This is a genomic window from Mycolicibacterium septicum DSM 44393 (assembly GCF_000455325.1).
Classification (GTDB): domain Bacteria; phylum Actinomycetota; class Actinomycetes; order Mycobacteriales; family Mycobacteriaceae; genus Mycobacterium; species Mycobacterium septicum.
This window is the reverse complement of the sequence record NZ_HG322951.1, coordinates 2,933,128-2,953,755: the sequence shown is the minus strand read 5'-3', so window position 1 is coordinate 2,953,755 and position 20,628 is coordinate 2,933,128. Positions and strand designations below refer to the sequence as shown.

General features: G+C 68.3%; 16 protein-coding genes. 5 read left to right on the top strand and 11 right to left on the bottom strand.

Annotated features, from left to right (window positions below; translation table 11 throughout):
- Positions 1-160: 160 nt before the first annotated feature.
- The 5 genes from TX88_RS13905 to TX88_RS13885 form a co-directional block, all read right to left on the bottom strand.
- Positions 161-1,321 (bottom strand): lactate 2-monooxygenase, encoded by a 1,161-nt coding sequence (locus tag TX88_RS13905; protein ID WP_044517537.1) that lies wholly within the window; start codon positions 1,319-1,321, stop codon positions 161-163.
- A gap of 23 nt (positions 1,322-1,344) precedes the next feature.
- Entirely contained in the window at positions 1,345-2,211 is an 867-nt protein-coding gene (locus tag TX88_RS13900) for a siderophore-interacting protein (protein ID WP_044519386.1), read from the bottom strand.
- A gap of 138 nt (positions 2,212-2,349) precedes the next feature.
- Complete coding sequence (gene dprA / locus TX88_RS13895; protein WP_044517536.1) at positions 2,350-3,528, bottom strand: DNA-processing protein DprA; 1,179 nt, start codon at positions 3,526-3,528, stop codon at positions 2,350-2,352.
- Positions 3,525-5,036: a YifB family Mg chelatase-like AAA ATPase gene (locus TX88_RS13890; protein ID WP_044517535.1), complete on the bottom strand. Its 1,512-nt coding sequence runs from the start codon at positions 5,034-5,036 to the stop codon at positions 3,525-3,527. Before TX88_RS13890 ends, dprA begins: the two co-directional genes overlap by 4 nt.
- A gap of 1 nt (position 5,037) precedes the next feature.
- The gene (locus TX88_RS13885; RefSeq protein ID WP_044517534.1) at positions 5,038-5,406 is read right to left on the bottom strand and encodes a YraN family protein; all 369 of its coding nucleotides are present in this window, start codon (positions 5,404-5,406) and stop codon (positions 5,038-5,040) included.
- A gap of 184 nt (positions 5,407-5,590) precedes the next feature.
- On the opposite strand from TX88_RS13885, the gene TX88_RS13880 reads away from it, so the two are divergent.
- From TX88_RS13880 to TX88_RS13860, 5 genes are all read left to right on the top strand, one after another.
- Entirely contained in the window at positions 5,591-6,160 is a 570-nt protein-coding gene (locus TX88_RS13880; protein ID WP_168441822.1) for a hypothetical protein, read from the top strand.
- A 116-nt stretch (positions 6,161-6,276) separates the two neighbouring features.
- On the top strand, positions 6,277-7,293 hold the full coding sequence (locus TX88_RS13875; protein WP_044517532.1) for an iron ABC transporter substrate-binding protein: 1,017 nt from the start codon (positions 6,277-6,279) through the stop codon (positions 7,291-7,293).
- Entirely contained in the window at positions 7,294-8,868 is a 1,575-nt protein-coding gene (locus tag TX88_RS13870; protein WP_044517531.1) for an ABC transporter permease, read from the top strand.
- Complete coding sequence (locus tag TX88_RS13865) at positions 8,865-9,923, top strand: ABC transporter ATP-binding protein (RefSeq protein WP_044517530.1); 1,059 nt, start codon at positions 8,865-8,867, stop codon at positions 9,921-9,923. The genes TX88_RS13870 and TX88_RS13865 overlap by 4 nt, the downstream gene beginning before the upstream one ends.
- The gene (locus tag TX88_RS13860) at positions 9,920-12,445 is read left to right on the top strand and encodes an AMP-binding protein (protein ID WP_044517529.1); all 2,526 of its coding nucleotides are present in this window, start codon (positions 9,920-9,922) and stop codon (positions 12,443-12,445) included. The genes TX88_RS13865 and TX88_RS13860 overlap by 4 nt, the downstream gene beginning before the upstream one ends.
- Here TX88_RS13860 and TX88_RS13855 read toward each other — a convergent pair.
- The 6 genes from TX88_RS13855 to TX88_RS13830 form a co-directional block, all read right to left on the bottom strand.
- Entirely contained in the window at positions 12,365-13,177 is an 813-nt protein-coding gene (locus TX88_RS13855) for an acyl-CoA thioesterase (RefSeq protein WP_044517528.1), read from the bottom strand. The genes TX88_RS13860 and TX88_RS13855 overlap by 81 nt on opposite strands.
- Complete coding sequence (locus tag TX88_RS13850; protein ID WP_044517527.1) at positions 13,174-14,403, bottom strand: CoA transferase; 1,230 nt, start codon at positions 14,401-14,403, stop codon at positions 13,174-13,176. Before TX88_RS13850 ends, TX88_RS13855 begins: the two co-directional genes overlap by 4 nt.
- A gap of 13 nt (positions 14,404-14,416) precedes the next feature.
- A complete protein-coding gene (locus tag TX88_RS13845) occupies positions 14,417-16,564 on the bottom strand; it encodes a thiamine pyrophosphate-dependent enzyme (RefSeq protein ID WP_044517526.1) in 2,148 nt (715 codons plus the stop codon).
- Position 16,565: 1 nt separating this feature from the next.
- Positions 16,566-17,339: an HAD-IIA family hydrolase gene (locus TX88_RS13840; RefSeq protein ID WP_044517525.1), complete on the bottom strand. Its 774-nt coding sequence runs from the start codon at positions 17,337-17,339 to the stop codon at positions 16,566-16,568.
- 291 nt (positions 17,340-17,630) lie between these two features.
- Positions 17,631-19,016, bottom strand: a complete 1,386-nt coding sequence (locus tag TX88_RS13835) for an aspartate aminotransferase family protein (RefSeq protein ID WP_044517524.1) — start codon at positions 19,014-19,016, stop codon at positions 17,631-17,633.
- Between the two features lie 13 nt (positions 19,017-19,029).
- On the bottom strand, positions 19,030-20,523 hold the full coding sequence (locus TX88_RS13830; RefSeq protein ID WP_044517523.1) for a CoA-acylating methylmalonate-semialdehyde dehydrogenase: 1,494 nt from the start codon (positions 20,521-20,523) through the stop codon (positions 19,030-19,032).
- Positions 20,524-20,628: the final 105 nt, after the last annotated feature.

Below are 20,628 nucleotides of genomic sequence, written 5' to 3'. Positions count from 1 at the left end.
CTACACCGATGAATAATCGATGACCAGAAGATATGACCTGCGTCTTTATCTGTGATTCGTCACGTTGAGGTGGCGATCGAGCCCGACCGCCACCCCAACGCGGCAAAGAAGGCGCGCTACACCGACCCAGCGGACCGCGGCGCCGGGAGCGCTACGGAGATCAGTCGACCCGCCGCAGCGCCTCGGGCGTGAGGTCGGCCAGCGTCGGATACCCGTCGACACCCATGATCAGGTCGGCCTCGGCGAGCAGCGACCGCAGCACGTGCACGATGCCGTCGGCGCCGCCCAAAGCCAGCCCGTACGCATAGGGGCGGCCCACGCCGACCGCGGTGGCCCCCAGTGCGAGCGCCTTGACGATGTCGGCACCGTTACGGATGCCCGAGTCGAACAACACCGGCAGCCCGTCGGCGGCCTCGACCACCCCGGGCAGGCAGTCGATCGCGGGAATGCCGCCATTGGCTTGGCGCCCACCATGATTGGAGCAGTAGATCCCGTCGACGCCACCGTCCTTGGCCCGCCGGACGTCATCGGGATGGCAGATGCCCTTAAGGATCAGCGGCAGCTTGGTCAGTGACCGCAGCCACGGCAGGTCGTCCCAGGTGAGCGGATTGCCGAACAGGCTGACCCAGCGCAGCACGGTGGCCTGTGGGTTCTCCTCGGGCGGTTGCTGCAGACCGGCGCGGAACACCGGATCGCTGGTGTAGTTGGCCAGGCACTTGCCGCGCAGCTGCGGGAAGTTCGAGGTGGCCAGGTCCCGCGGCCGCCAGCCGGGCACCCAGGTGTCGAGCGTGACGACGATGCCCTTGAATCCGGCCTTCTCGGCGCGCTGCACCAGGCTGGCGGCCAGATCTTTGTCGGTCGGTGTGTACAGCTGGAAAAAGCCTGGGGTGTCACCGAATTCGGCGGCGACGTCTTCGAGCGGGTCCTCGGTGAGGGTGGACAGCACCATCGGCACCCCGGTGCGCGCGGCGGCACGGGCACCGGCCAGGTCGCCGTGACCGTCCTGCCCGCAGATCCCCAGCACCCCGATGGGGGCCATGAACAACGGCGTGGGCAGCGTGAGCCCGAACAGGTCGACGGACAGATCGCGTTCCCGGTGGGCGTTGAGCATGCGCGGCATCAGGCCCCACCGGTCGAACGCAGTGCGGTTGACCTGCTGGGTGCGCTCGTCACCGGCCCCGCCGGCCACGTAGGACCAGATCGAGGCCGGCATGGCCGCCTGGGCCTTGGCCTCCAGTCCCGCGTAGTCCATCGGCATGGTCGGCAGCACGCCGGACAGCCCCTGCAGGTAGATCTCGAGTTGATAGTCGCCATAGGCCATGACGGCTACCTTGCCATCTGGCCTCAGCCCGCGGTGTCGGCCTCCGCTTTCGCCAGCTCGGCCTTCCACTGCCGGAAAGTCTCCTCGGTGCGCCCGCGGCGCCAGTACCCCGAGATCGATCCCGCCCATTTCGCCGGGACGCCGCGCTCCTTGCGGATGTAGGGACGCAGATTGTGCATGACGGCCTGAGCCTCGCCGTGGATGAACACCTGAACCTGACCCGGCAGCCAGGCCGCATCCTTGACCGCCGCGATCAGCGGTGCGTTGTCCCCGGCCTTGTCCTCGCCGACCAGGTCGGCGCGCCCACCCCGGTGAATCCAGTTGACCTCGACCCCGGCCGGAGCGGCGAGCTCGATCTCGTCCTCATCGCCGGCGACCTCGATGAAGACTTTGCCGGTCGCATCCGCGGGCAAGGCCTCCAGGGCCGCACCGATGGCCGGCAGAGCGGCCTCGTCACCGGCCAGCAGGTGCCAGTCGGCGGCCGGGTCCGGGGTATAGGCCCCACTGGGCCCCATCAGGTAGGCGGGCTGGCCCGGTACCGCTGCCGCAGCCCAGGGTGCGGCCACGCCCTGCTCACCGTGCACGACGAAGTCGATGGTGATCTCGCGGCGCTCCTTGTCGAACTTGCGCACGGTGTAGGTCCGCACCGTGGGGCGCAGTTCGGTGGGCAGCTCCTCAAAGCTGTCCAGCGTCAAGGGTTTCGGCAGCACTGACACATCGACAACAGCGGGGACGATGGCGATTTTGACGTAGGCGTCGCTGAAGTCGTTGGCCGAGAAGGTGTCGAAGCCCGTCCCTTCACCCGATCCACCCAGTACCAACCTGACCATGTGGGGGGTCAGCTGCTCGCGATGCACCACCTGGAATGTGTGCATTGGTCGTCCTGCCATGGCGCCTCCAAACATCATCTGCCGCTCGCTTATTAGCCGACCTCATCGACTATACGGAGGCCGCGGGCCGGCCTGGGTGCTACGTGAATGCGGCCTCGGGTCGCCGCGACATCGCATCCAGGTCTACCCGTTCCTCGTTCATGCGGATACCTGCTTCTCCCCTGCCGACCCGGGAGCTGGTGGGCGGACGCGTCGCCGACGCGTGATCCGCCAGCATCCGTCGACGCTTTCGACCAGCCCGGCGAACTCCAGCATCGTCAACGGCCCCAGCACCTGGTGCGGAGGCAGCGCGGCGAGCATCGCGATCTCGTCCACGGTGTGGGCACCGCGCGCCGGCAGCGCGTCATAGACCTGTTTCTCAACTGGCGCGAGCCCATCGAGCGGCGCAGAGGGATGGGGCTCTTCCGGTGCCGGTTCGCCCATGCGACCGACGAGTTCGACGATCTGCTCGGCCCGGTCCACCAGGACAGCATCATTGCGCAGCAGCGCATGGCAGCCCGCCGATGCAGCCGAGGTCACCGGACCCGGGACGGCACACACCGAGCGGCCCAGCGCCTTGGCCCACGACGCAGTGTTGGCGGCGCCGCTGCGTAACCCGGCCTCCACCACCACGGTCGCCCCGGAAAGGGCGGCCACCAACCGGTTCCGGGTGAGGAACCGCAACCGGCCCGGCGCCATCCCGGGCGGGTACTCGCTGACCAACAGGCAGTCCTGGCGGATCCGGTGGAACAGCGCGCTGTGCCCGGCCGGGTACGGGTTGTCGATACCGCCGGCCACGATTGCGACCGTCACTCCCTCACATGCCAACACTGCACGGTGGGCTGCCCCATCGACGCCATAGGCCCCGCCGGACACCACCGTGACATCCCGTTCGGCCAGACCGGCGGCCAATTCGGCGGCGACGTGCTCGCCGTAGGCGGTGGCCGCGCGGGTTCCGACGATCGCCGCGGCCCGCTCGGCCGCCTCGTCGAGGCGCGCGGGCCCGACGGCCCACAACACCAACGGTGGGTGACCGTTCCGACGCTTTTGCACCTCATCCCCGCGAAAGGCCCCGAAGCGCAGCAGCGGCCACTCGTCGTCATCAGGTGTGATCAAACGCCCGCCCATTCTGTCGAGGACATTCAGGTCGTCTGCCGCACAATCGAATTCCCGGCGTCCCTCGACGCGGCGCAACAACTCGGCATCGACCTGACCGGCCTTGACCCGGCCGCCCGCCTCGACCGGACCGACATGCGCGACCAAGGCCGTCAACTGCGGGCACGGCGGTTCGGCCACCCGCGACAGATACGCCCATGCGCGCCGCACCTCGTCGGTCATGACACACCCCCGGCCTGCCGGAAGCTCAATGCGGCGGCGACGTCTTCATGGGCGGGGATGGTCCGTCCGGCCAGATCCGCCAGGGTCCACGCGACCCTCAGACACCGGTCGGCGCCGCGCATGCTGATCACGCCACGGTCGAGTACCGACCGCAGCGGTTCCATCGCGGCTTTGGGCAATCGGAAGTCGCGCCGCAGCAGCGGGCCGCTGACCTCGGCGTTGGTGCCGATCCCATAGGGTTTCCACCGTTCCTGGGCGGCGAGGCGCGCGGCCGCGACCCGCTCACGCACCACTGCGCTGGACTCGCCCGCCTGCGGCATGAACGCCCCCGCGCTGACCGGGTACAGCTCCACCCGCAAGTCGACACGATCCACCAGCGGCCCCGACAACTTCCCCCTGTACCGGAGCTTGGCTTGGGCCGAACAGACGCAGTCAGCCGAGTTCGGCGGCGCGCACGGGCAGGGATTCGCCGCCAGGACAAGTTGGAACCGGGCCGGATAGCACGCCACACCGTCACGGCGAGCCAACCGGATCTCGCCGTCCTCCAAGGGAGTTCGCAGCGCTTCCAGGGCACTCGATCCCATTTCCGGGAACTCGTCGAGGAACAACACACCCCGATGCGCCCGGCTCACCGCACCGGGGCGGGCGAACCCGCTTCCACCACCGACCAGTGCGGCCACGCTCGAGGTGTGGTGCGGAGCCACAAACGGCGGTCGGGTGATCAACGGGGTATCCCCCGCCAACAACCCGGCAACGGAATGGACCGCCGTCACCTCAAGCGACTCAGCCGACGACAAGGGCGGCAACAGCCCCGGAAGCCGTTGCGCCAACATCGTTTTCCCGATACCCGGCGGACCGGTGAACATCAGGTGATGCGCACCCGCGGCCGCCACCTCGACGGCGTAGCGGGCCTGACCCTGTCCGACCACGTCGGCCAGGTCTGCCATCGGCTCCGGCGCCCGCCCCGTCGCGGCGACGCGGGCCTGCAGATCCCCCTTGCCATCGAGCCAGGCCTGCAGCTGCCGCAGGGTCCGCACACCGCACACCTCGATCCCGTCGATCAGGCTGGCCTCGGCCAGGTTGTCCACCGGCACCACCACCGTGGGCCAGCCCTCCTGTTTGGCGGCCAGCACCGCCGGCAACACACCGTGAATCGGCCGGACCCGGCCGTCGAGGGCGAGTTCACCGAGCAGCACCGACTTTTCCAGCCGCGCCCACGCCGTCTTGGTGTGCGCCGAGAGCACCGCCGCCGCCAGTGCCACGTCGTAGACCGAACCGACCTTGCGCAACGTGGCCGGGGACAACGCCAGCGTCAGGCGCGACATCGGCCACTCATTGCCGCAGTTGGTGATGGCCGCGCGCACCCGATCCCGCGACTCCTGCAGGGCGGTGTCGGGCAGCCCCACCAAGTTGACGCTGGGCAGCCCCGAGGTGATGTCGGCCTCGATCTCCACGATGACGCCGTCCACCCCGCGCACGGCCACCGAATAGGCTCTACCCAAACCCATCTCAGCCCACCCCCTTGAGGTGCGTCAGCTCGGGTTCTCGGCGGCGGCCGAGGCGCACCCTGACCACGTCGATGCGCAATGCGGCGAAGCGAACCTCCTGTTCGGCCAGCCACAGCGCCGCCAACCGCCGGATCCGGCGCACCTTCTGCGCCGTCACCGCCTCGGCCAGCCCACCGAAGCCGTCGCCGGTACGGGTCTTCACCTCGACGAAGACCGCCGTGTTCGTGGCGACGTCCACGGCGATTACGTCGAGCTCGCCGTAACGACACCGCCAGTTGCGGGTCAACGTGCGCAATCCCTGTGCCGCCAGATGTTCGACGGCCAGCTGTTCACCCAGTGCGCCGATCTCGGCCCGTGTCAGAGAACTCATGACCACACCGTGCGGACACGGTCCGACAGAACGGGCTCAGTCAGGCCGAGTTATCCCCAGCGTGGATTTCATCCACAGGTCCACCGGGACTGCCGTCGTGAGTCGATGTAATTCGGGTAGCCCGCTACTCATGCCCTCCCCGACCGTCAACGCGACGATGAATCCAGGGCAGGAGGAGGCGGCAATGCAAAACCAGCAGCCACCGGTGCGAATCGGCCGCACCACAATCGTGGTGATCACGGCTGTTGCCGCGTGTCTCGCCGGATTGTCCGGCACGTCGACCGCACACGCCGATCCGTGTCAACAGTGGCGGTTCGACGGGTACACCCAACTGAACAACCCGAACGGAAACACTTTGGAGTTCGACACCCGCGAGTCGAGCGTAAGAGGACAGCAGGCCCGTTTCGTGTTCAACAACGGCACGGTGGTGGACGGTTCAATGGACGGCGGTATCTACCGTGACCGGGTGCACGTGAGCTTCGACACGAAGTTGTACAGCCCCGGGGACTACAACAAGATCGTGGGCAATTACGACGGTGCCGTTGCTGCCGATGGATTTGCTTACGGCACAACGTTCTTTTGGGAAGTCCCGACGATAGGCACCACGAACGACCGACCTGTTCCCAACCCGCGCTACAGCGACGGAACGGGTCCATGGAAGTCGGCCACACCTCTGCGCTGTGCCGACGCGGCCGCCGATGACGATGTCCTCACGCCCGCCGGCGTGAACGAGAACTCGGGAGCCTTCGGTTAGCCCGACTATTCGAGAGTGTCCGCCGCTCGGCGATTCCCGCTGTCTCCGGCTCCGCGCCCGTCCACCCCGGTAGTGTCCTTAGGTGATGCTCAGCTAATACCGAGAGGATTCACTTGATGCGCTCACGTTGGAGCCGCCGGGTTGCTGTTGTCCTGTCCGCCGTCGCGGTCGCAGCCGGCATGGTCGGATGCTCCAGTTCTGAGTCAGACGAGCTGCTGATCTACAACGCCCAGCACGAGTCCCTCACCAAGGAGTGGATCGACGCGTTCACCAAGGAGACCGGGATCAAGGTCACCTACCGGCAGGGCGGCGACACCGAACTCGGCAACCAGCTGGTGGCCGAAGGCAACGCCTCACCCGCCGACGTGTTCCTCACCGAGAACTCCCCGGCGATGGCCGCGGTCGAGAAGGCCGGGCTGTTTTCCGACGTCGAGCAGCAGACCCTCGAGCAGGTCCCGGCCCAGTTCCGGCCCTCGTCGGGCAAGTGGACCGGCGTGGCGGCGCGCTCGACGGTGTTCGTCTACAACAAGGCCAAGCTCCCGGCCGACCAGCTGCCGCACTCGATCATGGATCTACAGCAGCCGCAGTGGAAGGGCCGATGGGGCGCACCGCCGGCCAAGGCGGATTTCCAGGCGATCGTCGCGGCCATCCTCGAACTGAAGGGTGAGCCGGCCACCGCGCAATGGCTGGCCGGCCTGAAGACCAATGCCGTTGTGCTCCAAGACAATATCGCGACACTGCGCGCCGTCAACGACGGCCAGGTCGACGGCGGAATCATCTACCACTACTACTGGTTCCGTGATCAGTCCAAGACCAAGGAGATCAGCGGCAACACCGCACTGCACTACTTCAAGAACCAAGATCCCGGGGCCTTCGTCAGCCTGTCGGGCGGCGGGGTTCTGAAATCCAGCAAGAAGCAGGACCAGGCCCAGCAGTTCCTCCGGTTCGTCACGGGCAAGGCCGGTCAAGAGGTGCTGCAGAAGGGCACCTCGTTCGAATACCCGGTCGCCAGTGGCGTCGCGGCCAACCCGGCGCTGCCGCCGTTGGACACGTTGCAGGCTCCCGAGGTCAACCCGTCCACACTCGATGCCGCCAAGGTCACCGACCTGATGACAAAGGCTGGCTTGCTGTAATTGGTCGCGACCGAGCCCCCGTCAACGCAGCAGGCGACACCGCAGCGCTCCGTAGGTGCCCGGCCGGGACCAGGGCTGAGCGCCGCGGTGGTGCTGTTGCTGGCGGCCACGTTCATCCCGCTGGGCTACGTCGCCTGGTCGGTGATCACCACCGGTCCGCACCGGGTGATCGAGCTGGTGGTGCGGCCCCGGGTCGGAGAACTCCTGCTCAACACCGTCGGCCTGGTCGTGATCACCGTGCCGGTGTGCGTGGTGCTCGGGGTGGGTGCGGCGTGGCTGGTTGAGCGCACCGACCTGCCGGGACGTACGTGGTGGCGGCCGGTGTTCGTCGCGCCGCTGGCGGTTCCGGCGTTCGTCAACAGCTACGCGTGGGTCAGCGTGCTGCCGACGCTGCACGGAATGCCGGCAGGCATTCTGATCGCGACGCTGTCGTACTTCCCGTTCGTCTATGTGCCCGCCGCGGCCACCCTGCGTCGCATCGACCCGGCGCTGGAGGAATCGGCCCGGGCGCTGGGATCCGGATCGTCCGGGGTGTTCTTCCGGGTGGTGCTGCCGCAGCTGCGTCTGGCCATCCTGGGTGGCGGCCTGCTGATCGGTGTCCACCTGCTGTCCGAGTACGGCGCCTTCGCGATGATCCGCTTCTCGACCTTCACCACCGCGATCTTCGAACAGTTCCAGGCCACCTTCGACGGCGCCGCCGGCGCCACCCTGGCCGCCGTCCTTGTGCTGTTGTGCCTGCTGCTGTTGGTCACCGAGGCGGCGGCCCGTGGCAACGCCCGGTTCGCGCGGATCGGTTCCGGCGCCCAGCGCGCCGGCACGCCGATGCGCCTGGGCCGCACCATGTTGCCCGCCACTGTCGGGCTGCTGGCGCTGGCCGCACTGGCGCTGGGGGTGCCGCTGTGGACGCTGACGCGCTGGCTCTGGATCGGCGGCACGCAGGTGTGGGATGCGACGGAGATCGGTACCGCGCTGACCCAGACGGCCACGCTCGCCGCTGCTGCCGCGGTCCTGACCACCGTGCTGGCCTTTCCGTTCGCCTGGGTCGCCGTCCGCTACAGCGGTCTGCTGGCCCGCTCGATCGAGGGCGCCAACTTCATCACCAGCTCGATGCCCGGCATCGTCACCGCGCTGGCCCTGGTCACCGTCGCGATCCGGTACGCTCCCCCGCTCTATCAGACTGCGGCGCTGGTGATCTGCGCCTATGTGCTGTTGTTCTTGCCGCGCGCGCTGGTCAGCCTGCGCTCGGGCCTGGCGCAGGTGCCGCCGTCGGTGGAAGAGGCTTCACGCTCGCTGGGTGCGTCGCCGGCGCGCACGTTCGTGCGTGTCACCCTCCGGCTGACCGCCCCGGCCGCCGCTGCCGGCGCCTCGCTGGTATTCGTCGCGGTGGCAACGGAATTGACGGCGACGCTGCTGCTGGCACCCACCGGCACCCGCACCCTGGCGATGCGGTTCTGGTCGCTGAGTAGCGAACTGGACTACGCCGCGGCGGCACCCTACGCCCTGATGCTGATCGCCCTGTCGATCCCCGTGACCCTGATGTTGTTGCGCCAGTCGACGAAGGTGGCCGCCCTGTGACCGACGATGTTCTGCAGGTACGTGGACTTCGCAAGTCCTTCAACGGCACTGCGGTGCTCGACGGTATCGACCTGACCCTGACACCGGGGACCATCACCGCAGTGGTCGGCTCGTCCGGCTGCGGCAAGACCACGCTGCTGCGGGTGATCGCCGGCTTCGAATCTCCCGACGCGGGCACCGTGACCATCGCAGGCCGCCAGATGGCAAGCCCCACAAACACTGTCGCCCCGCATCGCCGCGACGTCGGCTATGTGGCGCAGGACGGCGCGTTGTTCCCGCACCTGACGGTGGCCCAGAACGTCGCCTACGGCCTACGTGAGCGCGGCGCCGCGGCCCGAGCCCGGGTCAGTGAACTGCTGGACACCGTGTCCCTGGATTCCTCATTCTCGCAACGCCGGCCGCACCAGCTCTCCGGCGGGCAGCAGCAGCGCGTCGCACTGGCCCGGGCACTGGCCCGCCGGCCGGTGCTCATGCTGCTCGACGAGCCGTTCAGCGCCCTCGACACAGGGCTACGCGCGGCCACCCGCAAATCCGTGGCGAGGGCGCTGTCCGACACCGGGGTGACCACCCTGATCGTGACGCACGACCAGGAGGAGGCGCTGTCGATCTCCGATCAGGTCGCGGTGATGCGCGAGGGCAGGTTCACCCAGGTCGGAACGCCCGAGCAGGTGTACCGCCAACCCGCCGACCGGTTCACCGCCGAGTTCCTCGGAGATTGCATCACGGTGCCCGGCACCGTCACGTCCGGATGGGCCGACAGCGCGCTGGGCCGCATACCGGTCCAGTCCGGCGCCGCCGAGGGTCCCTGCACTCTGGTACTGCGGCCTGAACAGCTTGTCGCCACAGCGATTTCGGACAGCACAGATGACGCTGAAGCGGCGGCCACCGTGGGGACCGTGGTCGCCACCGAGTTCCTCGGCCACGACGTGCTGCTCACCATCGAACCGCCGGCGGCCGGTGAGCCCATCGTCGTGCGGCAGCACAGCCTGAATCCGCCGGCCTGCGACACCAAGGTCCGAATCGACGTGCGTGGCACCGGGACGGCATTGCCTTGAACTCCATCGTCGAGGCGTTGCGGGCTCACGGTGACCGGATCGCGGTGGTGACCGAGACCCAGCAGGTCAGCTACTCGACTCTTGCCGATCTCGTGTCGCGGGCCTCGACGGCGCTGGGCCCCGAACGTCGACTCGTGCTCCTCGAAGCGCGCAACGACCTGCCCACCCTGGTGCACTACCTGGGCGCACTCGCCGGTGGCCACGTATCCCTGCCGGTACCCGCGGGCGGCGATCACCGCGAGATCCTGGGGACCTACTCCCCCGATACCGTGATCGACGCCGCCGGCATCCACCATCGGCGCGCCCACAGCGCGCACCGACTGCACGACGACCTTGCCCTGCTGATGTCGACGTCGGGCAGCACCGGGTCACCGAAGCTGGTCCGGGTGTCCCACACCAACCTGGCAAGCAACGCCGCCGCCATCGCCGAGTACCTCGGTATCAATGAGAATGACCGGGCGGCAACCACATTGCCGCTGTCGTACTGCTACGGCCTTTCGGTGGTCAACAGCCACCTGCTGCGCGGCGCCGCCCTGATCCTCACGGACCGCTCGGTGGTCGACGACGAATTCTGGGACCTGTTCACTCGCCACCGCGCCACCACCTTCGCCGGGGTACCCCACACATTCGAGCTGCTCGACCGCATCGGCTTCGACTCCATGGACCTCCCTCACCTGCGCTACATCACCCAGGCCGGCGGACAGATGGCACCCGACCGGGTGCGCCACTTCGCAGCGCTGGGACGACGCCGCGGCTGGCAGCTGGTCGTGATGTACGGGGCCACCGAGGCGACCGCCCGGATCGCCTATCTGCCACCGGAATTGGCCCTGTCACACCCCGAGGCCGTCGGCCGTCCGATCCCCGGCGGCAGCCTGTCCATCCGCCCCGGCGCCGCGTGGCCCGACGGCACCGGCGAACTGATCTACCGCGGTGCCAATGTGATGCTCGGGTACGCGCGACAGCCCGAGGATCTCGCCCTCGGCGCCACCGTCGAGGAGCTGCGCACCGGCGACATCGCCCGGTGCACCCCTGACGGCCTGTACGAGATCATCGGCCGCAGTAGCCGGTTCGTGAAACTGTTCGGACTGCGCATCGACCTGGATCGCCTACAAGGCGCGCTGGCCGACCGCGGGGTGACCGTGTTGTGCACTGACGACGGTGACTCCCTCGCCGTCGCAGCCGTCGACACCGGCGGAGCCAGCGCCTCCCAAGTGCAACAACTGACCGCCACCGCGGCGGGCGTGCCCGCCGCGGCGGTGCGCGCCGTGCTGGTCCCCGAACTGCCCCGGCTGGTCTCGGGCAAGCCCGACTACGCCGCGGTGCGCACGTTGGCTGCCGAACCACCCGTCACCGACGTCACGGATATGAGGGAACTCTTCGCCGAGGTTCTCCATCTCCCCGCCGAATCCATGGACCGCGACGCCAGCTTCGTCGACCTCGGGGGCAACTCGCTGTCCTATGTGGCGATGTCGGTCCGGCTGGAACGTGCCCTGGGCCGGCTGCCGAAGGATTGGCACCGGATGCCGCTGCGTGAGCTGGAGTACAGCTGCACACCCCGATCACGCCGATGGGCAACCGTGGAAACCAGTGTCGCGCTGCGCGCGGCGGCCATCGTGCTCATCGTCGGCTCGCACGCCGAGTTGTTCGCGCTGTGGGGCGGTGCGCACGTCCTGCTCGGGGTGGCCGGCTACAACTTCGGCCGGTTCTGCCTGACACCGGTGCCGCGGCTGACGCGGTTGCGCCACCTGCGCAACACGATGGCCTGGATCGCGGTGCCCTCGATCGTGTGGGTCGCCGTCGCGCTGATCATCACCGACGACTACCGCGCGTCGAACCTGTTGCTGGCCAACAAGTTCCTCGGGCCGCACGACAGCATGACCGCGGGACGGTTGTGGTTCGTCGAAGTGCTGTTCTGGATCCTGGTGGCGCTGACCGCGGTGTGCGCGCTGCCGGGCGCCGACCGGCTGGAGCGGCGGCGTCCCTTCGCCTTCGCCGCGGCGTTCCTGGCGTTGGGTCTGGTATTGCGTTACGACCTACCCGGTTTCGGCTTGGGCCGCGACGCCTGGTTCACGGTGCTGGCGTTCTGGTTCTTCGCTGCCGGATGGGCGGCGGCCAAGGCCACGGCCACCTGGCAGCGCGCGATCGTCACGCTGGTGCTGGTGGTCGGCCTGCACGGCTACTTCGACAACACTGGCCGAGAAACCCTGGTGCTGGCCGGATTCGCACTGTTGATCTGGCTATCCGCGGTGCGCTGTCCCGCAATCGTGGCGACTGGTTGCGGTCTGCTCGCCGAGGCGTCGCTCTACATCTACCTCACCCACTACCAGGTCTACCCGCTGTTCGGTGATCACCGGGTGCTCGGTGTGGTGGTCGCACTGATCGTGGGCGTGGCGCTCACTTACGTCGTGAACGTGACGCGGAAGCGGTTGGCGGGCAGAAACTCAGGCCGGATCGCGCTCGGCGACCAACCCCTCCTGCACCATGGTGGCGGCGACCGCACCGTCGGCGCGCAACAGGCTTGACGTGATCAGGCCGCGGCCCCGCGCCGCGGCCGGGGAGCGCGACTCCAGCAGATTCCACTCCCCTGCGCGCACCGGACGGTGAAACCAGATCGACGAATCGGTTGTGCCGCCGCGGTGACTGCGCGACCGCATGCTGTGCCCGTGCACGGCCAACGCCGGATCGATCCCGTACAGATCGCTGATGTAGACCGCGATCAGCGTATGCACCAACGGATCCTCGGGCAGGTCGGTGGTGACCCGCCACCACATCCGGCGTACGAACTCGTCGCCCTCCCCGTCGTCGGCGATGCGGATGTCGAACTCGTCGAGCGGCAGGGACGGCGCCGGGCCGGGCGGGCCGGTACACGGCAGCACCTCAGGATCGTGCGGCATCGCACTCAGCCCGTGCTCGGGCCCGGCGAGCGCCGTCGCGAACGACACCGTCGCCGTCGTCAGCATTCGGCCGTGCTCATACGATTCGACGCGCCGGGCCGAGGCGGTGCGGCCGTCGTACACATGCTGCACGCGATACTCGGCGGCTTCCCCGGCGTCCCCGCCGCGCAGGAACTGCAGGTGCATGTTGGTCGGTGCCCGATCGTCGCCCACCGTCCGGCAGGCGGCCGCCAGGCTCTGCGCGGCCATCAGACCGCCGTAGGCCCGCTTGCCGGCCGGACCGCTGGCCTGCCCTGTGAAGACCTCTCCGTCGGCGGCACCATCTACCCGGACGTCCAACAGCGTCAGTAGCGTGCTCACCGCTCGTCGGTACCCGTTGCGACGGTGCCGGATTCGGTCAGTGCCGCGATCTGGTCGGCACCGAGGCCAAGGTGTTCGGCCAGCACGGCGGTGGTGTCATCCCCGAGCGCGGGCGCGGGAACGGCGGGCGGATACATCCCACCGATCGACACGGGTAGGCCCGGCGCCAGGTAGGTGCCGATGCGGGGCTGCTCCAGCGGGGTGAACAGCGGGTTGGCGACCACCCGCTCGTTGACGGCGACCTCGGCGAAGCTGCGGTACCGCTCCCAGAGCACCGACGTACCCGAGAGTGCCGCGCTGATCTCCTGGGCGGTGTGCTCGCTGAACCAGAGGGTGAACAGTCCGGTCAGGGCGTCGCGGTGGGTGTAGCGCTGACCTTCGTCGCTGAAGTCGGCACCGAAGGCCTCGGCAAGGGCGGCAACGGCTTTGGTGGTGCCAGTGACTTCGGTGAGGTCGCGGAAATGCCGGCCGGTCAGCGCCACGAGCATGAAGCCGACGCCGTCGCTGCTGGTGAAGTTCTGCCCGTAGGTGCCGTACAGGGTGTTGCCGAGCCGTTCGCGGCCGGTGCCGTTGATCATCACCTCGGTCAGGAATCCGAGGTTGCCCGCCGTGGCGAGTGCGACGTTCTCCAGCGGGATGCTGATCCGTGCGCCCTCACCGGTGGAATCGCGGTGGCGCAGCGCGGCACTGACTGCCAGCGCCACGTACAACCCGCAGCTGACATCCCAGGCTGGAAGCACATGGTTGACCGGGGTGGACAACTGCGCGGGCCCGGTGACCATCGGGAAGCCCAGCCCGGCGTTGACCGTGTAATCCACCCCGGTGCCGCCGTCGGCGCGCCCCGATACCTCGACGTGGATCAGGTCGGGGCGCAGCGCGGACAGCTCGTCGTACGAATGCCACTGCCGCCCGGCCACATTCGTGATGAGAACGCCGGCCTCGGCGATCAGCCGCTGTACCAGCTGCTGCCCCTCGGGTGAGCGCATATCGGCGGCCAGCGAGCGCTTGCCCTTGTTCAGCCCGGCCCAGTAGATGCTGTCGCCGCCGTCGGCGAGCGGCCAGCGGTGATAGTCGGCAGCACCCCCGATGGGGTCCACCCGCACCACCTCGGCACCCAACTGGGCCAGGGTCATGCCGGCCAGCGGCACAGCGACGAAACTGGAGATCTCGATGATCCGCACCCCGGCCAGCGGGCGGGTCGGGTCCGGCGTTACGGATTCGGCCATGGGAGTCAAGCTATCAAGCCGGTTCACCCACCAGTTTCACCGCGGCCGCCTCGATGGTGTCCTCGGACAACAGCACCTCCAGTGCGGCGTCGCCCAGCGGGATGAAACTGTCGGCGCTGGACACCCGCTGCACCCGGCCGGTGAAGCCGTGGTCGCTGAGTTCGGCCAGCACACCTTCCCCCACACCCCCGGTGCGACGGGTCTCGTCGACGATGAGCACCCGCCCCGTCGCCTCTGCCTCACGCAGCATGTCCTCGACCGGCAGCGGTGACAGCCATCGCAGGTCGACCACTCGCGCGGCGATCCCGGCCTGCTCCAGGCGACGGGCCACCCGCAGGCTCATCCACAGCCCGTTGGCGAACGTCAGGATGGTCAGGTCGGCGCCGTCGCCGTAGGTGCGGGCCGCACCGATGCGCACCGGCCCCTGCGGATAGGGCGCAAGCCACTGCTGGTCGCCGTCGGCGTGGAGGTCCTTGGTGTGATACAAGGCGATCGGCTCAAGGTAGATACACACCGCGCCAGCGGTTTTCGCGGCGGTCACGCAGGTGTGCAACATGGCCGCGGCGTCGTCGGGCCGGGCCGGTGAGGCGATCACCACCCCCGGGATGTCGCGGATCGCGGCGATCGAGTCGTCGTTGTGGAAGTGACCGCCGAATCCCTTCTGGTAGCCGTAGCCCGCGATCCGCACCACCATCGGGTTGCGGTACTGACGGTTGGAGAAGAACTGCAGCGTGGCTCCCTCACCGCGGATCTGGTCGGCGGCGTTGTGCAGATAGGCCAGGTACTGGATCTCGGGGATCGGCACCAGGCCCGAGACGCCGGCTCCCAGGGCCAGTCCGAGGATGGTCTGTTCGTCTAGCAGGGTGTCGAACACCCGCGCGGGCCCGGCGGCGGCCTGCAGGCCGCGGGTCACGCCGTAAACCCCACCTTTGCGGGCGATGTCCTCACCGAACACGATCGTCTCCGGATGGGCCTGCAGTACCTCCTGCAGCGCCCGGTTGATGGCCAGAGCCAGGGTCAGCGGCGGACCACCGGGCTCACCCGGCGCGATGACCGACACCGCCCTGGCGTCGTCCAGCGTGTCGCGCAGCGGTTGCATCACCGCCGTCGCACTGTCCAACTGCGGACAACCGCTGACCTCCCGGGCCAGGCCCATCACCTCGGCGCGTTTGCCCTCATACCGTTCCAGCACCTGTTCCGGCGTCAGGATGCCATGGGCCACAAGTGTTCTCGCGGTGTTGAGCACCGGGTCACGTTCATAGTCGGCGACGATGTCGGCGGGCCGCCGGTAGGCCTGCTCGTAGTCGGTGCCGGCATGTCCCATCAACCGCACCGTCCGCAGATGCAGGAATGCGGGCTTGCGTTCGCGGCGGACCCAATCGGCCGCAGCGCGTGCGGTGTCGAACGCGTCGACGACGTCGCAACCATCGGCCGCGAAGTACCTCAGCCCCTGCCTGTCCCCGTAGGCGCGGGCGATCCAGCCGCGCGGTGTCGGCGTGCTGATCCCGATACCGTTGTCCTCGCAGACGAACAGCAGCGGCATCGGCAGGCCCTGGTAGGCGGCGTGCAGGGCCGCGTTGACGGCGCCCACCGTTGTCGAGTGGTTGGCCGAGGCGTCGCCGAAACTGCACACCGTCACCGCATCCTCCGGCCACGGGCAGGCCACGCCGAGCTTGCGGGTGCGGGCGATCGAGAAGGCCACCCCGACCGACCGTGGCAGGTGTGAGGCGATGGTGGAGGTCTGCGGAATGATGCTCAGGTCGTGACGGCCGAACACCTTGTGCCGTCCGCCGGAGATCGGTTCGGCGGTGGCCGCCACCAGTCCGAGCAGCACGTCCCGAAGCGGATCGGACCCGTCGACCTGCGCGGCGCGGGCCAGGTAGAAGCCGCCCGACCGGTAGTGCAGCAGCGCCGGATCGCTGGGGCGCAGGGCCGCGGCGACGGCGGCATTGCCCTCGTGCCCGGACGATCCGATGGTGTAGAAACCCCGCCCCTGCGAGCGCAGCCAGCGCGCGGTCAGGTCCAGATGCCTGCTGCCCAGCTGAGCATCGAAGAGCGCCAAGGGATTCGGCACGGACAGTGCGGGCAGATCCCGGGGCCCCGCCGCGGTCAGCGCCGATACCGTCGCGGTGAAGTACGAGTCGATGGGCTCGATGGTCATCTCAGATCAGCTCGATCGCCTCGGCGATCGACGGCAGCACCCGGCTGGGCCGGAAGGGATAGCGCTCGATGTCCTCGACCGACGTCGACCCGGTGAGCACCAGGATGGTGTCCAGCCCCGCCTCGATCCCGGCCACCACATCGGTGTCCATCCGGTCCCCCACCATGACGGTGTTCTCCGAGTGCGCCGCGATGCGGTTGAGCGCGCTGCGGAACATCATCGGATTGGGCTTGCCGACGAAGTAGGGGTCGCGTCCGGTGGCCTTGGTGATCATCGCGGCCACCGATCCGGTCGCGGGCAGCGGCCCCTCCGCCGACGGACCGCTGACGTCAGGGTTGGTGGCGATGAACCGGGCACCGCCAAGGATCAGCCGGACGGCCTTGGTGATCGCCTCGAACGAGTACGTGCGGGTCTCGCCAAGCACCACGTAGTCCGGCGCGATGTCGGTCAGGGTGTAACCGGCCTCGTGCAGCGCGGTGGTCAGCCCGGCCTCACCGATCACATAGGCCGAGCCGCCCGGCAGCTGATCGTCGAGGAACGCCGCGGTCGCCAGCGCCGACGTCCAGATCGCAGCCTCGGGGACGATCAAGCCCGAGCGCGCCAGCCGGGCAGCGAGGTCACGCGGCGTGAAGATCGAGTTGTTGGTCAGCACCAGGAATGGCCGTTCCTTGTCGGCCAATGTCTGCAGGAATTCGGCGGCACCCGGGAGCGCATGTTCTTCGCGCACCAGGACGCCGTCCATGTCGGTTAGCCAGCACTGGGCAGGTGAACGCACGAGTCCAGTGTCCCAACTTGCGCCGCGAATCAGGGGCCAACGAAGTTATCCGCAGGGTGTGGTGATCGCATGGCCGACGCATTCGCGCGCACTTACGCTGGGGCGATGGCCGCGTTGGAAGACCTCGAAGCTCCTACGTTCGGTCCATGAGCGCGTCGCCGAGATCAAAGACCTGATCGTGGCTCAACAGCGGGCGATAGCCCCGTAGCGGAAACCGAAACTGCACCCAGGGACAGATATCTCGCGATTCTCGTCCCTGAGTGCAGTCTCAGTGAAGGACAGCCCTGGAGATCAGTTCGTGTGCTGATCGGCGACGTCGAGCGCCTTGTCCAGGATCGCCAGACCTTCGCGCGCCTCTTCCGCGGTGACGTTGCACGGCGGCACCACGTGGACGCGGTTGAAGTTGGCGAACGGCAGCAGACCGTTGGCCTTGCACGCGCCGACCACGGCGTTCATCGCCGGGCTGGAGCCACCGTAGGGCGCCAACGGCTCCCGGGTCTCCTGGTCGGCGACCAGTTCGACGGCCCAGAACACACCGGCGCCGCGCACCTCACCGACGCTGCGGTGCTTGGCGGCCAGCTCGGCCAGGCCCGGTGCCAGAACCTCGGCGCCGATCGTGGCCGCGTTCTCGACCATGCCCTCATCAGCCATCGCGTTGATGGTCGCGACGGCGGCCGCGGTGGCCAGCGGGTGCCCGGAGTAGGTCAGCCCACCCGGGTAGGCCCGATGCGCGAACGTCTCGTAGATGGCCGGGCTGATCGCCACACCACCAAGCGGCACGTAACCGGAGTTGACGCCCTTGGCGAAGGTGAGCAGGTCCGGCACCACGTCGAAGTGGTCGATGGAGAACCACTTTCCGCTGCGGCCGAATCCCGCCATCACCTCGTCGGCGATGAACACGATGCCGTAGCGGTCGCAGATCTCCCGCACCCCGGCCATGTATCCGGGCGGGGGCACCATGATGCCGGCAGTACCCGGGATCGACTCCAGGATGATCGCGGCGATGGTGGTCGGGCCCTCCATCTGGATCAGCTTGTCGAGGTACTCCAGCGCGCGCTGGGATTCCTGTTCCTCGGTCTCGGCGTAGAACGACGAGCGATACAGGAACGGTCCGTTGAAGTGCACGATGCCGGCGTTGCCGCGGTCGTTGGGCCAGCGCCGCGGGTCACCGGTCAGGTTGATCGCGGTGTCGGTGCCACCGTGGTAGGCGCGGTAGCGGGACAACACCTTGTAGCGACCCGTGTGCAGGCGGGCCATCCGCACCGCGTGCTCGACCGCGTCGGCGCCGCCGTTGGTGAAGAACACCTTGTTCAGCTCACCGGGGGTGCGCTCGGCGATCAGCCGGGCCGCCTCCGAGCGGGCCGCGTTGGCGTACTGCGGGGCCACCGTGCACAGCTTGGCGGCCTGCTCGGCAATGGCGGCAACAACTTTCGGGTGCTGGTGGCCGATGTTGGTGTTGACCAACTGGCACGAGAAGTCCAGCAAGCGGTTGCCGTCGCCGTCCCACACGTACGAACCCTGCGCGGCGGTGATCGTCATCGGCGAGATCTCCTCCTGCGCCGACCAGGAGTGGAACACGTGTGCGCGGTCGAGTTCATAGGCCCGCGCGGCCTCGGCCTTCGCCGCCTCGACGGTCAACCCGTTGGGCAGCGCGGCGGACTCTTGAATCACAGTCATGGGTGAAATTCTCTCACTTGTTCTCGGGGAAGCCGAGGTTGATGCCCCCGTGGCTGGGGTCCAGCCAGCGGGTGGTGATGGCCTTGGTCCGGGTGAAGAAGTGCACGCCTTCGGCACCGTGGGCGTGGCTGTCGCCGAACAGCGAAGCCTTCCAGCCGCCAAAGCTGAAGTAGGCCATGGGAACCGGGATCGGCACGTTGATGCCGACCATGCCGACCTCGACCTCGTTCTGGAAGCGTCGCGCGGCGCCACCGTCGTTGGTGAAGATCGCCGTGCCGTTGCCGTAGGGGTTGTTGTTGATCAACTCAAGAGCCTCGTCGTAGGACTCGACGCGCAGCACCGACAGCACCGGGCCGAAGATCTCGTCGGTGTAGACGCTCATCTCGGGGGTGACGTTGTCGAGCAGGGTCGGGCCCAGCCAGAAGCCGTCGGCTCCGCCGTTGGCGATGACGGTGCGGCCGTCGAGCACGACCTTGGCCCCATCGGCCTCGCCGGCATCGATGTAGGAGGCCACCTTGTCGCGGTGGACCTTGGTGACCAGCGGGCCCATGTCCGAATCCTTGGTTCCGTCACCGGTTTTGATGGTTGCGGCGCGCTCGGCGATCTTGGCCACCAGGTCGTCGGCGATGGGACCGACGGCGACCGCGGCGGAGATGGCCATGCAGCGCTCACCGGCGGAGCCGAAACCGGCGTTGACCATGGCGTCGGCGGCCAGGTCCAGATCGGCGTCGGGCAGGATCACCGCGTGGTTCTTGGCCCCGCCCAGTGCCTGCACGCGCTTGCCGGCCGCGGTGGCGGTGGCGTAGACGTACTGCGCGATCGGGGTGGAGCCGACGAAGGAGATCGCCTTGATCTTGGGGTTGGTCAGCAGCTCGTCGACCGCGGTCTTGTCGCCCTGCAGCACGTTGAACACGCCCTCGGGCAAGCCGGCCTCGGCCCACAGGCGGGCCATCCACAGCGCAGCGCTGGGGTCCTTCTCCGAGGGCTTGAGCACCACGGTGTTGCCCGCGGCGATGGCGATCGGGAAGAACCACATCGGCACCATGGCCGGGAAGTTGAACGGCGAGATGATGCCGACCGGCCCCAGCGGCTGCAGCACGGAGTGCACGTCCACGTTGGTCGAGGCGTTCTCGCTGAATCCGCCCTTGAGCAGACTGGGGATGCCGCAGGCGAATTCGACGACCTCAAGGCCCCGGCTCACCTCGCCGAGGGCATCGGAGAGCACCTTGCCGTGCTCGGCGGTGATGAGCGCGGCCACCTCCTCCTTGCGGGCGTTGAGCAGCTCACGGAACGCGAACAGCACCGAGGTGCGCTTGGCGAGCGACGTGTCGCGCCAGGCCGGGAAGGCCGCCACGGCGGCGTCGATCACCGCGCGCGCGTCATCCACGCTGGCCAGTGCGACCTCACCGGTCACCGCGCCCGTGGCCGGGTTGGTTACCGGGGCGGTGGCGGTCGAAGTCCCGGCAAAGATCTTGCCGTCGCGCCAGTGCTGGATGACATTGCTCATGGGTCCGAACCTTCCTGCGGCATTGGGGTACGGCTATCACTCTGAGCCACCATCCACACTGCCGGGGCGATCAATTTGTAAGTCTCATCCGTTTGTTCATTACAC

Coding starts and splice junctions, on each gene's coding strand:
- TX88_RS13905 (WP_044517537.1), bottom strand. CDS start 1,321: ATGGCCTATGGCGACTATCAACTCGAGATCTACCTGCAGGGGCTGTCC.
- TX88_RS13900 (WP_044519386.1), bottom strand. CDS start 2,211: ATGGCAGGACGACCAATGCACACATTCCAGGTGGTGCATCGCGAGCAG.
- dprA (WP_044517536.1), bottom strand. CDS start 3,528: ATGACCGACGAGGTGCGGCGCGCATGGGCGTATCTGTCGCGGGTGGCC.
- TX88_RS13890 (WP_044517535.1), bottom strand. CDS start 5,036: ATGGGTTTGGGTAGAGCCTATTCGGTGGCCGTGCGCGGGGTGGACGGC.
- TX88_RS13885 (WP_044517534.1), bottom strand. CDS start 5,406: ATGAGTTCTCTGACACGGGCCGAGATCGGCGCACTGGGTGAACAGCTG.
- TX88_RS13880 (WP_168441822.1), top strand. CDS start 5,591: ATGCAAAACCAGCAGCCACCGGTGCGAATCGGCCGCACCACAATCGTG.
- TX88_RS13875 (WP_044517532.1), top strand. CDS start 6,277: ATGCGCTCACGTTGGAGCCGCCGGGTTGCTGTTGTCCTGTCCGCCGTC.
- TX88_RS13850 (WP_044517527.1), bottom strand. CDS start 14,403: ATGGCCGAATCCGTAACGCCGGACCCGACCCGCCCGCTGGCCGGGGTG.
- TX88_RS13845 (WP_044517526.1), bottom strand. CDS start 16,564: ATGACCATCGAGCCCATCGACTCGTACTTCACCGCGACGGTATCGGCG.
- TX88_RS13835 (WP_044517524.1), bottom strand. CDS start 19,016: ATGACTGTGATTCAAGAGTCCGCCGCGCTGCCCAACGGGTTGACCGTC.
- TX88_RS13830 (WP_044517523.1), bottom strand. CDS start 20,523: ATGAGCAATGTCATCCAGCACTGGCGCGACGGCAAGATCTTTGCCGGG.